General features: G+C 58.6%; 11 protein-coding genes. 4 read left to right on the plus strand and 7 right to left on the minus strand.

Features of this window, described 5'->3' with window-relative positions; genetic code table 11:
- Positions 1-50: 50 nt before the first annotated feature.
- The gene (locus BS630_RS30640) at positions 51-989 is read right to left on the minus strand and encodes a tripartite tricarboxylate transporter substrate binding protein (RefSeq protein ID WP_077980416.1); all 939 of its coding nucleotides are present in this window, start codon (positions 987-989) and stop codon (positions 51-53) included.
- A gap of 112 nt (positions 990-1,101) precedes the next feature.
- On the opposite strand from BS630_RS30640, the gene BS630_RS30645 reads away from it, so the two are divergent.
- From BS630_RS30645 to BS630_RS30655, 3 genes are read left to right on the plus strand one after another with little or no spacing between them, the layout of a single operon-like run.
- Positions 1,102-1,926 (plus strand): IclR family transcriptional regulator, encoded by an 825-nt coding sequence (locus BS630_RS30645; protein WP_077980417.1) that lies wholly within the window; start codon positions 1,102-1,104, stop codon positions 1,924-1,926.
- Positions 1,927-2,574 carry an HAD-IA family hydrolase gene (locus BS630_RS30650; protein ID WP_077980418.1) on the plus strand — a complete coding sequence of 216 codons (648 nt, stop codon included), beginning with the start codon at positions 1,927-1,929 and terminating at the stop codon, positions 2,572-2,574.
- Positions 2,575-2,603: 29 nt separating this feature from the next.
- Entirely contained in the window at positions 2,604-3,959 is a 1,356-nt protein-coding gene (locus BS630_RS30655) for an aminotransferase class III-fold pyridoxal phosphate-dependent enzyme (protein WP_077980419.1), read from the plus strand.
- 165 nt (positions 3,960-4,124) lie between these two features.
- Here BS630_RS30655 and BS630_RS30660 read toward each other — a convergent pair whose 3' ends face one another.
- From BS630_RS30660 to hmgA, 6 genes are all read right to left on the minus strand, one after another.
- The gene (locus BS630_RS30660; protein ID WP_143529541.1) at positions 4,125-6,068 is read right to left on the minus strand and encodes an acetoacetate--CoA ligase; all 1,944 of its coding nucleotides are present in this window, start codon (positions 6,066-6,068) and stop codon (positions 4,125-4,127) included.
- Positions 6,069-6,317: 249 nt separating this feature from the next.
- Positions 6,318-6,515, minus strand: coding sequence for a DUF2783 domain-containing protein (locus BS630_RS30665; protein WP_077980421.1), 198 nt, complete (start codon positions 6,513-6,515; stop codon positions 6,318-6,320).
- Positions 6,508-8,142: an FAD-dependent oxidoreductase gene (locus BS630_RS30670; protein WP_077980422.1), complete on the minus strand. Its 1,635-nt coding sequence runs from the start codon at positions 8,140-8,142 to the stop codon at positions 6,508-6,510. Before BS630_RS30670 ends, BS630_RS30665 begins: the two co-directional genes overlap by 8 nt.
- 21 nt (positions 8,143-8,163) lie before the next feature.
- Complete coding sequence (locus BS630_RS30675; protein ID WP_077980423.1) at positions 8,164-9,114, minus strand: MBL fold metallo-hydrolase; 951 nt, start codon at positions 9,112-9,114, stop codon at positions 8,164-8,166.
- A 4-nt stretch (positions 9,115-9,118) separates the two neighbouring features.
- Positions 9,119-10,387, minus strand: coding sequence for a fumarylacetoacetase (fahA, locus tag BS630_RS30680; RefSeq protein ID WP_077980425.1), 1,269 nt, complete (start codon positions 10,385-10,387; stop codon positions 9,119-9,121).
- Between the two features lie 46 nt (positions 10,388-10,433).
- Positions 10,434-11,771 carry a homogentisate 1,2-dioxygenase gene (gene hmgA, locus BS630_RS30685; protein ID WP_183594514.1) on the minus strand — a complete coding sequence of 446 codons (1,338 nt, stop codon included), beginning with the start codon at positions 11,769-11,771 and terminating at the stop codon, positions 10,434-10,436.
- A 129-nt stretch (positions 11,772-11,900) separates the two neighbouring features.
- Between hmgA and maiA the strand changes: the two genes are divergently transcribed.
- Positions 11,901-12,527 (plus strand): maleylacetoacetate isomerase, encoded by a 627-nt coding sequence (maiA, locus tag BS630_RS30690; RefSeq protein ID WP_077980427.1) that lies wholly within the window; start codon positions 11,901-11,903, stop codon positions 12,525-12,527.
- The last annotated feature ends 34 nt before the right edge of the window (positions 12,528-12,561 follow it).

Here is a 12,561-nt window from a genome sequence, read left to right on the forward strand (position 1 = left end):
ACGGAGGACGGTCGGGCTTTCCGGAGGAGAGCCCCGACCGATGCGGAAACTTATTTCTTCATCTTCGAGAAGAGGTCTTTGACCGCTTCAAAATCCTTGTCGATACGCGCCTGCGCCTCGGCCGAGCCCTGCCAATAGACTTCTGCGCCGGTTGTGGCCGAGATTTGCTTGACCTGCTCTGACATCATCGCCTTTTCCGCGATTGCCCCGAGCAAATCCTTCACCTCCTGAGGCGTGCCCTTCGGGACAAAGAGCCCAGACCACAGCGCAAAGGTTGGGCCCGTGATCTGATCCCGCAGCAAAGGCGCCTCTGGGAAGACGGAGATCGGCTTTTCGGTGTAGGCGGCCAAAACCTTGATGTCGTCCTTGCAAGCCAGCACCAGCCCGACGGTGGAGTTCATGACGTCGGCGTCACCGTTGGCAAGCGTCGTGCAGTCCGTCGCGTCGTAGCCTGTTTCAGTCGAGAACTTGAATCCGAGCTGGCGCGCAGCCTCAAACGTCTGCTGCGCAGGGATCGTCTCGAAGCCGAAATGGGCCAGCTTGACCGGGTTCTTCTTCGCATACTCGGCGAGCTCGGCAAGGTTATTGTAGGGCGCATCCTTCTTGGCCGCGAGAATGAAGGGGAAGTTCATGTTGAGGCCGACCACTTCCATGTCTTCGCGCGCGAAAGGCGCGATGCCCTGAATGATGTAACTGGTCGGTATATCGACTAGGAAATTGCCGACCGTATAACCGTCGGCGGCTGAGCTCAGCACTGATTGGGCGCCTTCGACACCGTATCCGCCGGGCCGGTTGACAACCTTCGCCGGGACGCCTGTCTGCTTCGTGAATTCTTCAGCTATCACGCGAACAAGCTGATCATCCACATCACCGGGTGGCCAGGGCTCGATAATCGTAACGGGCCGCTGCGGATATTCGGCGAGAACGTTTCCGACCATTCCGGTCGTTGCCAACAGCGCAATAAGTGCGCCCTTCAGGAAATTTTTCATTCGATTCCTCCAGTCGGGTTGCGTTCTGTTCCATTATTATCTACGCTGTTTCAAACATGTTGCATCCGCGACTAGTTTCTGTCAAGTATTTAAAAATGACGAGGATTGGAAAATGAACGAGAGCAAAGAAAAGCGTCCTGGTTCAACCATGAAAACTATTGACAAGGCCATGTTTTTGCTTGGCTTTTTCTCGCCAGAAACACCGGAGTATCGACTGAGCGATCTCGCGCGCGCAGCTGACATGGACAAGGTCACGACGATGCGGATCCTCGCCTCGCTTGTTACGAGTGGTTTTGTCGAACAGCACCCGGAGACCCGGCGCTATCGTCTGGGCACCGCAGTCCTGCGCCTCGCCCGCATCCGTGAGGCAAGTTTTCCGGTGATTGCGGTACTACAGCCGATACTCGAGTCCCTTACGGAGGAGGTGGGGGAATCGACGCATGCATGCTTGTTCTCCGGCAAGGACATGACGACAATCGCTATTGCCGAGCCGCACCGGTCTACGAGAGTATTTATCGATCCGGCGCAGCCTCTTCCCATCCACGCCACAGCCTCCGGTCTGGTGTTTCTGGCCTACGCCGACGATGCGATCGTCAATGAAACGCTGCGGCACCTCCATGTGCCGACAACCTTTACCGATAGGACCGTTAAATCCGAGAGTGAGCTTCGACAGCGGCTGGATGAGATCCGGAAGAATGGCTGCGCCATCTCCAGCAGAAGTTTTGAAGATGATGTCACTGGTATCGCCGCTCCAATTTTCAATTGGCACGGCAAGATCCAGGCGACGATCTCAGCCGCGTGCATCTCCACGCGCATGACACCAGCGCTGGAACGCGAAATTGAGGGCGTCGTGCTGCGGGCATCGGTCACCGCAACGCGGGCGATGGGTGGAGAGCCGCCGAAAACCTTTCTCATGAAGATCAGGGAGAACGCATAAATGACGCGAAGAGCACTGGTGCTGGATTTTGGAGGGGTGATATCGAAAACCCTTTTCGAGACGCACGACCTGAGCGAAAGGGCGCTCGACCTTGCCGCTGGTACTTTGACTTGGCGTGGCCCTTTTGACGTCGACACGGATCCGCTCTGGCGCGACATGCAGGCTGGCGTCATCACCGAGCGTGACTACTGGACGACGCGCGCGCGAGAGACCGGACGGCTTGTGGGCGAGGATTGGAACACACTGCCGCCTTTCCTCACCGCCGTTCGCGGCAACGATCCATCGGAGGTGATCCGTCCCGAAGCGCTCGAAGCGATCGGCGCAGCAAAGCGTGCGGGCCATCGATTGGCCATTCTGTCCAACGAACTTGATCTCTTCTATGGCAAGGAATTCCGCGCCAAGCTGCCGTTCCTCGCCGGTTTCGACCTGATCGTCGACGCCACCTATACCGAGATCCTGAAGCCCGATCCACGCGCCTTCGCCTTCATTACCGACGGACTTTCAATAGACGCCGGCGACTGCGTTTTCGTCGACGATCAGCTGAAGAACATCCGTGGCGGTGAGGCCATTGGGATGTCCTGCGTGCATTTCGATGTAACCCGCCCAAGCGCTAGCTACGAGCGCGCCCTTTCGCTTCTTTCCGCCTGAACGAAACCGATTCCAAGGAGTACGATACGATGGCCGATAGCAACTTCCTGACCGAGCACAACGCCCGCCATGTCTGGCATCCAATGGCACATCCAGCAGAAATGCGGGCCAATCCTCCGACGATCATTACTGGTGGGGAAGGAGCGGAAATCATTGATGTAGACGGCAAACGGTTGCTCGATGGCGTGGGAGGCCTTTGGAATGTCAACCTCGGCTATTCCTGCGACCCGGTCAAACATGCGATCACTGCGCAACTGAACGAGCTGCCGTATTACTCGGCTTTTCGCGGCACGACGAACGGGCCTTTAATAGAATTATCTGTAGCTCTTGCCGAATTTTTCGGCCCCGATGGCATGGTGCGCAGCTTCTTTACATCTGGTGGATCCGACAGCGTTGAAACAGCACTTCGCCTTGCCCGGCAGTTCCACAAAATCAATGGCCAACCGGAGCGGACGAAATTTGTGTCGCTAAAGAAAGGCTATCACGGCACACATTTCGGCGGCGCGAGTGTCAACGGTAATCAAAATTTCCGTCGCGCCTATGAGCCGCTCCTACCGGGCACTATCCATCTGGCAGCACCGTATGCCTATCGCAACCCATTCAATACCGATGACCCGAAGCTGATCGCAGACGCCATCATCCGGCAGTTCGCCGACGAGATCGTCTTCAATGGCGCGGACACAATTGCCGCCCTCATCATGGAGCCCGTACTTGGCGCTGGGGGCGTCATCGTTCCACATGAGAGTCTGATGCCTGGGTTGCGCACGCTCTGTGACAAAAACGGGATCCTGCTGATCGCCGATGAGGTCATCACCGCCTTCGGCCGCACCGGTGCGTGGTCGGGAAGCCGACTCTGGGGAGTTCAACCGGACATGATGTGCACGGCAAAGGCCATCACCAATGGCTACTTCCCTTTCGGCGCTGTGATGATCGGCAGTCGCATCGCGGAGGCTTTCGAAGCTGACCGTACTGCAATGGGGAGCATCGGTCATGGCTATACCTACTCCGGTCACCCTGTTGGAGCGGCAGCTGCCCTCGCCTGCCTTGCTGAAACGATCAAGCAGGATCTGCCCACGAATGCCGCAGCGCGCGGTGTGGAATTGCTCGCTGGCCTGAATGATCTGCAGGCTCGCCACCCGATCATCGGCGATGTGCGCGGCAAGGGTCTGATGTGCGCACTCGAACTGGTCGCCAACAGAGATGACAAGACACCGGCTGGGAAAGATGTCGTGGGGAAGGTGTACAAGGGGGCCTATGACGCCGGCGTGATGATCCGCACGTCGGGCAACAACATCATCTTGTCGCCGACGCTGATCATTTCGAAGGCCGATGTCGCGCGCATTCTTGACGCTCTCGATGCAGGGCTGAAGTCCGCGCAGAACTGATCATTCCCAGTGACCGGGAGGCTGGACCTCCCGGTCACCGGGTGGTCCAAGAAATTCTAAGGCATGCGCCACGGAAAGCAGGGCTTCGAAATCAAGCCTTAGGAACACGAGCCTGGTCTAAGAGACAAAGGCAACGCAAGCCGTAGCAGGCGATCACCTTTGGGCTCAGCCTGCCAGCTCCGCTAGGCCGGCGAACAGGAGAAGGGCCTGCGGATTAGCCAGCGCTTCCTGATTTTTGACTGGCCGCCCATGCACAACCTCACGCACCGCAAGCTCGACCACCTTGCCGGTCTTGGTCATCGGAATATCGGCAACGGCGATAATCTTCGCTGGCACGTGCCGCGGTGAGGCCCCGGTTCGTATCTTCTGCCTGATTTTTTGCGTCAGGGCCGCGTCGAGCGTCACACCAGTGCGGAGCTTGACGAAGAGGACGACGCGAACGTCGTTGTCCCAATCCTGGCCGATGCAGACAGCGGTTTCGATCTCGGTGATCCGCTCAACCTGGTTATAAATCTCGGCCGTGCCAATCCGAACACCCCCGGGGTTCAACGTGGCATCCGAGCGGCCATGGATCACGATGCCGCCATGGCCGGTCCATTCCGCAAAATCCCCATGGCACCAGTTATCTTCGAAGCGCTCGAAATAAGCAGAGCGGAAGCGCGAGCGGTCCGGGTCGTTCCAGAAGCCGATTGGCATCGCAGGGAATGCACAGGTGCAAACCAGTTCGCCCTTGCCGCTCGCCAGCGGCTCTCCGAGGTCGTCGAAAACCTCGACTGCCATGCCCAATCCCGGCCCCTGAATTTCGCCGGACCAAACTGGCTTCACCGGATTGCCAAGCACGAAGCAGGATACGATATCGGTGCCGCCCGACATCGAGGCGAGGCTCACGTCGGGCTTTATGTCCCGGTATACATAGTCGAAACTGGCGGGCGACAAGGGCGAGCCGGTTGACAGTACAGCTGTCAGGTGGTCCAGCCGATGACTTTCGCGAGGTTTTAGTTCTGCCTTGGCGAGAGCATCGAGATACTTGGCCGAGGTGCCGAAGATGGAAAACCGCTCCTCTTCGGCATAATCCCACAAGACCTTTGCATCGGGCGAAAAGGGAGAGCCATCGTAGAGGCAAAGCGTGGCCCCGCTGGCTAGGCCGGAAACCAGCCAGTTCCACATCATCCAGCCACAGGTCGTATAGTAGAAGAGTCGGTCCCCGACCCCGAGATTGCAATGGAACCGGTGTTCCTTCAGATGCTGGAGCAGCGTTCCCCCGGCTGAGTGGACGATGCATTTCGGCACGCCCGTCGTCCCCGATGAAAACAGGATGATCAGGGGATGGGAGAATGGCAACTGCTCGAACACCGGTTCGCGTGCGTCATGGGCGGACATAAAAGCCTCAAGTGTACGCCCATTCGACAGCATCGCGGCAAGGCATTCCGCTCCGCCACAATACTCCACGATAACGACCGGAACGCCGAGCCGTGGCTCCAGCGCCGTCACCTTCTCGCCCACATCGATGCGTTTGCCGTTATACCAGTACGCGTCGCAGGCTAGGAATAGTTTTGGCTCGATCTGGCCGAAACGGTCCATCACACCCCGTTCGCCAAAATCAGGAGAACAGGACGACCAGATGGCCCCGATCGACGCTGCCGCGAGCATGCAGGCTACCGTTTCGGGCACGTTTGGTAACATGGCGGCGATGCGGTCGCCCGGTCCAATGCCGAGTGCGCGGTAGGCCTGCTGCAAACGCGAGACGGTCTCAGCGAGCCTGTCCCAGCTCCAACGGCTTGCCGCCTTATCTTCACCGCGAAAGATCAACGCATCGTTGACCCCGCGTTTTGCGAGGAGGTTTTCCGTGAAGTTCAGTCTGGCCTCTGGGAAAAACCTGTCCTCCAGCATTTTACCTGTCTCAAGTAACGCCGTCCCGCCCTTATGGCCCTGCACGCCGCAATAGTCCCAGAGCCCCGACCAGAACGAGCCGCGCTGGCGGACGGACCATTGGTGAAAAGCGTCATGGGATGGCAGGGAAACGCCGAACCTTTCCGCGCACCAAAGCCGAAAGCGGGTGATCTCCGCCTCTTCAATGCGCGTTTCACTCGGCGTAAAATGCAGCGACATGCTTCCCTCCATCAGACGATCCCCTTCTAACACGGTCGCGGCCTTGGGGCCGCCGGCCCGTCATTTCTGTTCTACTCGCCAGCATAACGCCGCCATGTCGGGGCGGCAGTGCCAAACGACAGTGCGAATGACGGGCCGGATAGTTGCCACTCATTTCGACCGGCCGCACCCTGTTGGTAGGATCGCTTCCTCGCAGAGCCATCACGCCTGCCACACGAGCCAATGCGACAGATAAGGACGTTAACGCCGTCAGGTCGCGGCATGCAGGTCTCGTGCAAGGGCGAGTGCGTCGGCGATCACGGCATGATCACCGATCTGGTTCATCAGGATGAGGATCAGACGGGCGTTCATGGCGTGGCTTTCGGCTTCCGAAAGGCCCTCATGCGCCTTGATCAAAAGCGCATAGGATTCGTCGGGCCGGTTGAAATTGAGGTTGGTCTCAAGCATCGACGAGCTCCTTTGCAAGGGCGCGGCCAAGGGCGGCTGCGACGGCCTTGGCATTGAAATGCTCAAAGCGCGCAGCCACATGCTGATCGGGGCGTATAAGGTATACTGCCCTTGTGGCATGTCCGAGATAGCGTTCGACGAGCGCCTTGTTGTCACGGCCTGAGACCGAGAGCACGCTCAACGGGATGCCATAGGCGGAAAATGTCGTCGGAACATCGGCATTGATAGCGAGAAGGGTGAAATTGCCGCCAAGCAGGTGAAGCAACCAGTCAGCGCCGATAAGCGCGTCCGGGCATGGGCTCCCCGGTCTCGTTCGCGCAGGAAAGCTCGCCACGTCAGGACCATTGAGTGGGGAACCATCGTAGGTACAAGGCATGGACAGACGACCGGAGTTAACGACCGTTCGCGCGAAGGGAACGGTCTCGGCGAGTTGGAGCACAGCATCGCGGAAAAGCTTTGAAATGGCTGATTTCGGAGTAATGAAATCCGTTGCTCGCGTCGAGTTCGCGATGTTCTCGTCCGCCCCGTAGACCCGCTCACTATCGTAGGTATCGAGCAGAGCATCAGGCGCAAGTCCATGTACCACAAGGGCCAGCTTCCAGCCGAGATTGTCGGCGTCCTGCACCCCAGAATTGGCACCGCGCGCGCCAAAGGGCGACACCTGATGGGCCGAGTCCCCTGCAAAGAGAACCGGCCCGTGGCGGAACTTGTCCATGCGGCGACACTGGAATTTATAGATCGAGCACCAGTCTAGCTCGTAGTCTACATTCGGCCCGAGCATTGCGCTCACGCGGGCTCTGATATTCTCCGGCTGGAGTTCCTTCTGCCGATCGACATTCCAGCCGAGCTGAAAATCGATGCGCCAGATGTCATCGGGTTGCTTGTGAAGAAGAGCGCTGTCGCCCGACTTGAAATGCGGCTCAAACCAGAACCAGCGCTCGGTCGGAAAATCCGCCTTCATCTTGACGTCAGCAATCAGGAAGTTGTCCTCGAACACGCGTCCGTCAAAGCCGAGACCCAGCATGGAACGTATGGGAGAGCGAGCGCCATCACAGGCGACCAGCCAATCCGCCTCCAACACATAAGGACCGTCCGGTGTCATAACATCGATCGTGACGTGATCCTCATGCCTTACCACGACGTCGATGCGGTTGCCGCCGCGAATCTCGATCGGCGCGCCCTGGCTCTGCGCCTTGACAATAGCTTCATGGAGGAACTTCTCAAACAGCGGCTGCTGGAGATTGACGAATGCCGGAAACGCATGATCGTTTTCCGGCAATAAATTGAACTCATAGAGCAACCTGTTGTCGTGAAAAACCTTTCCAACGTTCCATTGTACGCCTTTGGCCAGCATTGCCGCGCCCGCCCCAAGCCGATCGCAGATCTCCAGCGTTCGCTTGGCAAAGCAGATGGCCCGGCTGCCGAGCCCCGCTCCCTCCTGGTCGTCACAAACGAGAACCGGAACGCCGCGCAAGCCAAGATCGAGTGCGGTTGCAAGCCCTACTGGCCCGCCTCCAGCGACAACCACCTTGTGCCTGATCGGCGTTACGGCGGTCTGGTCCGGTGACTTGACGTAAGGATACAGGCGGAACGCTAGCGGATAGCGCTCCGTGACGGGAGTTCTCATGATCCCTCCTCCGGGAAACGGTTAGCCTTGAAGGTCTGCCCACATCTGCATGTCGCGCTCGGCTGTCCAGATACGTGGATGGTCGATACCGCGCGCCTCGTCATAGCCCCGCGCCACATTGAACGGCAGGCAATGTTCGTAGATGGCATAATCCTTGAACTTCGGATCGCACTCGGAACGAACGGCGTCCCATGCCTCGCGGAGAGAGCCCCCACGTGCGGCAATGCGCACCACCGGCTTGTAGGTTGAGTCCACGAAATCCCTGGTTCGGTCGAGCGCGCCATTCACCGCATCACGGCCGATCACTGCATCGCCACGGCCCGGTGCGATGGCCGCCAGGTCATAGGCGCGGATTGCCTCCAGGGTCGCACCCCAGTCGGCAAAATGCCCGTCGCCGCAATAGCAGGCCGAGTGCGCCTCGACGATATCACCGGTGAACATGACATTCTGGTCCGGCACGTGAATGACGGCGTCGCCGGCAGTGTGAGCGCGGCCGACTTGCATGATATCGACGCGGCGCTTGCCGAGGAAAACAGACATCTTGGCGTTGAAGGTCGTTGTAGGCCAAGTCAGGCCCGGAATGGACTCATGTCCCTGGAACAGGCGCGGGAAGCGCTGAAATTCACTTTCCCAGTCCTCCTGCCCGCGCTCGACCACCATCTTGCGGGCGGCGTCCGACATGATCACCTGGCCGGCGTTGAAGGCACTGGCCCCGAGCACCCGCACCGCATGATAGTGCGTCAGTACGACATGGCTGATCGGCTTGTCGGTGACGGTGCGAACGCAGTCGATCACCTTTTGCGCCAGACGCGGAGTAGCTTGAGCTTCCACGATCATCACGCTGTCATCACCGATAATAACGCCAGAATTAGGATCGCCTTCGGCGGTAAAGGCATAGAGCCCCTCCCCGACTTCTGTGAAGCTGATCTTCTTGTCGGCGAGGTCGCCTTGCGAAGCAAATGCTTTGGCCATGGAACTATCCTTGTCGTGAGTAAGGGTCGGCGAGTGCCGGAAGAATGCGTCCCGTACAGTCGCCGAAACCGATTATGTAGCAGTCACCCTTCGCAACTCCGCGCAGGGTGACGATGTCGTTGTCGTGAAGGAAGCTGCGCGTCTCTCCGTTCTCAAGCGTGAGCGGCTCCTTGCCACCCCAACTGAGCTCGAGCAGGGAACCACGACTTTCCTTCAGCGGTCCGGAAATCGTACCGGAGCCGAGAAGATCGCCCGTGTTCATCGGACAGCCGGCGGTTGTATGATGGGCGAGCTGCTGGGCTGCCGAGTAGTACATTTCCCGGTAGTTGGTGCGGCTGAGGATCGTTTCGGCGGCGTCTTCAGGCGTAAGGCCGACGTCGAGGTCGATATCGTAGAGCAGCGGCCCCGGTTCCGCCAAATGTGGCAGAAGCGGCACTTCACGTACCGGTGTCGAGATGCGGAAAGGCTCAAGGGCCGCCTTCATCACGATCCAGGGCGAGATTGTCGTGGCAGTCGCCTTCGATTGGAATGGTCCGAGCGGCTGATACTCCCATGCCTGGATGTCACGCGCCGACCAATCGTTCAGCAGCACGTATCCAAAAATCATCGCGTCCGCTTCGGCCACGGTGACGGGTTGTCCACTTTTAGAGGGCAAGCCAACGACCGCGCCCATTTCCAGTTCGATATCGAAGCGCTGCGACGGAGCAAAGCGCGGCACCACATCATCGGGGCCTTTTAACTGTCCCCAAGGACGACGCACGTCCGTGCCCGAGACCACCACCGACGAGGCGCGGCCATTATAGCCGATCGGAATATGTAGCCAGTTGGGCGGCAGCGCGTTTTCCGCCCCTCGAAACATGGTGCCCACGTTGAAGGCATGATGCCGGCCCGCGTAGAAATCGGTGTACTCGACGACCTGGAATGGCAGATGCAACTGGGCCCCTGCAAGCGGCACCAAATGGACCTCGACCGCGCGGTGACGCGCGGCGCCCTCTTGGAGAAGTTTCGTCAGTTGCAACCGCAGTGCGTTCCAGACTGCGGGACCGGCCGCCATCACGCTATTCCACCGGGGTTGATCGAGAAGCGGCCCCCCGTCTAGGCTGATCAAGCCGGTCTTCTCAAGTGCCGTCACATCAAGAATACGATTGCCTATGGCTATGCCGCAACGTCTTGCACCGTCTGGGGTGGAAAAGACGCCGCACGGCAGATTGTTGAGCGGGAAAGGACATCCGGCATCGTTGGCGCCTTCGACCCAGCTGCGTTTAAGCGGCATTTTGAAAATCCATTTCTAAGGATGTGTACGTCAACCTGTGGGCTGCTTACGGCTTTACGCCAGGAGTGCCGTCGAACTTCTTCTCCAGACTGTCCCAGCAGTCGATGTAATCGTCCTGCATCGGCGCGTCCTTGGCCGCCCATTCCGTGAGGTGCTGAGGGAAGCGCGTCTCAAACATGAAGCTCATGGTCTCCGACTGGAACTGCGGAACCATCGGCTCGTTCGAACCCTGCTCGAATGCGTTGCGGTCGGGTCCGTGCGGGAGCATGCAATTGTGGAGGCTCATGCCACCAGGCGCAAAGCCCTGTGGCTTGGCATCGTACACCCCATAGATGTTGCCCATCAGCTCGGACATGATGTTCTTGTGGTACCACGGCGGACGGAAGGAATGCTCGGCGACCATCCAGCGTTCGCGAAACAGTACAAAATCGATGTTGGCGGTTCCCTCCTGCCCGGATGGCGCCGTGAGCACCGTGAAAATGGATGGGTCGGGATGGTCAAACAGGATCGCGCCGACGGGCGAATAGGTGCGCAGATCGTACTTGTAGGCGCAATAATTGCCGTGCCATGCGACGATATCGAGCGGGGAGTGGCCGATGCTGGTCTCATGAAACTGACCGCACCATTTCAGGATAACGCGTGAAGCCACCTCGCGATCCTCGAATGCGGCCACCGGGCACTTGAAATCACGTGGATTGGCCAGGCAGTTGGCTCCGATCGGTCCACGATGGGGCAGGTCGAATTTCTGGCCATAATTCTCGCAGACGAACCCGCGGCAAGGTCCTTCCAGAACTTCGACTCGATAGACCAGACCGCGTGGCAGGATCGCGATTTCCTTCGGCTCAAGATCGATCACCCCCAGCTCCGTGTAGAATCGAAGCCTGCCTTCCTGCGGTACTACGAGGAGCTCGCCATCGGCGGAGTAGAAATACTCGTCGATCATCGAGTCTGTCACGAGATAGACATGGCTCGCCATACCGGTCTGCGTGTTCACATCGCCGGCGGTCGTCACCGTTCTCATGCCAGTCACCCAAGTCAGCCTTTCAGCGGCATGCGGGATTGGATCCCAACGATACTGGCCTAATGAGACCACGTGAGGCAGAACATGTGGAGCAGACTTCCAATGCGGGATGTCGATATTCGCAAAGCGCCCGGTGTGCTTGACCGAGGGGCGGATGCGATAGCACCAGGTGCGCTCGTTCTGCCCTCGCGGAGCGGTGAAGGCGGTCCCAGATAGCTGCTCTGCATAGAGGCCGTAACTGCATTTTTGCGGCGAATTCTGCCCCTGAGGGAGCGCGCCGGGCAACGCTTCGGTCTCAAAATCATTTCCGAACCCGGGCATGTACCCACCATGCGGGCCCGTGTTTGTGAGTGCTCGGGTCATGGCCGGGGCAATCGGATGGTGGTGCATCGTTTCCTCCTGAAGGAGCATGTCTTCTGATCGACTGAATAACTAGTTGCATTCGCAACTTTGTCAAGATAAAGTTTGATGGATGGTAAGGCAGGAACTGCGATGCAGACGATTCTTCATGACTATTGGCGGTCTTCAGCGTCCTACAGGGTGCGGATAGGCTTGAATTTGCTTGGATTGCCCTATCGAAGCGTATCCATTGATTTGCTCGGGGGCGATCAGCGTGGCGCCGACTACCTCGCTCGCAACCCTCAGGGGCTTGTGCCCGCCCTCGAAATTGACGGCGTCGTCCTGACGCAATCACTTGCCATTCTTGAGTATCTCAACGAGACGCATGCCGCCGGTTGGCTTGGCTCGGCCTCACTGGAGAAGGCGCGTATCCGAGCGCTAGCATATGCGATAGCAATGGAGGTTCACCCGGTCTGCAATCTCCGCGTCGCGCGCTATGCAGTTTCGCTTGGCGGAACGACCCTTGAAGATTGGATGAAGCATTTTATCCGTAATGGTCTTGCCGATTTCGAAGCCATGCTCGCCCAGACCAGACGCCCAAGCCAATATTGCCACGGCAGCGCGGTTAGCCTTGCTGATATTTGCCTTGTTCCGCAGGTCTACAACGCGGCGCGCTGGAACGTGGATATGTCAGAGTTTCCAAAAACTGCGGCTATCGCCGCTCAGCTAGAACAGCTAGAGGCATTTCTTGCCGCTCACCCCGACAGAGCAAGTCCCTAATCGTGACTTATCCCGAATCCTGTGGCACGGTCGG

It is taken from the genome of Rhizobium laguerreae, from assembly GCF_002008165.1.
GTDB classification, from domain to species: Bacteria; Pseudomonadota; Alphaproteobacteria; order Rhizobiales; family Rhizobiaceae; genus Rhizobium; species Rhizobium laguerreae.

Bases quoted from the DNA above. Each gene is read 5' to 3' on its own strand.
- BS630_RS30640 (WP_077980416.1), bottom strand. From the start codon at position 989: ATGAAAAATTTCCTGAAGGGCGCACTTATTGCGCTGTTGGCAACGACC.
- BS630_RS30645 (WP_077980417.1), top strand. From the start codon at position 1,102: ATGAACGAGAGCAAAGAAAAGCGTCCTGGTTCAACCATGAAAACTATT.
- BS630_RS30650 (WP_077980418.1), top strand. From the start codon at position 1,927: ATGACGCGAAGAGCACTGGTGCTGGATTTTGGAGGGGTGATATCGAAA.
- BS630_RS30655 (WP_077980419.1), top strand. From the start codon at position 2,604: ATGGCCGATAGCAACTTCCTGACCGAGCACAACGCCCGCCATGTCTGG.
- BS630_RS30660 (WP_143529541.1), bottom strand. From the start codon at position 6,068: ATGTCGCTGCATTTTACGCCGAGTGAAACGCGCATTGAAGAGGCGGAG.
- BS630_RS30665 (WP_077980421.1), bottom strand. From the start codon at position 6,515: ATGCTTGAGACCAACCTCAATTTCAACCGGCCCGACGAATCCTATGCG.
- BS630_RS30670 (WP_077980422.1), bottom strand. From the start codon at position 8,142: ATGAGAACTCCCGTCACGGAGCGCTATCCGCTAGCGTTCCGCCTGTAT.
- BS630_RS30675 (WP_077980423.1), bottom strand. From the start codon at position 9,114: ATGGCCAAAGCATTTGCTTCGCAAGGCGACCTCGCCGACAAGAAGATC.
- fahA (WP_077980425.1), bottom strand. From the start codon at position 10,387: ATGCCGCTTAAACGCAGCTGGGTCGAAGGCGCCAACGATGCCGGATGT.
- hmgA (WP_183594514.1), bottom strand. From the start codon at position 11,771: ATGACCCGAGCACTCACAAACACGGGCCCGCATGGTGGGTACATGCCC.
- maiA (WP_077980427.1), top strand. From the start codon at position 11,901: ATGCAGACGATTCTTCATGACTATTGGCGGTCTTCAGCGTCCTACAGG.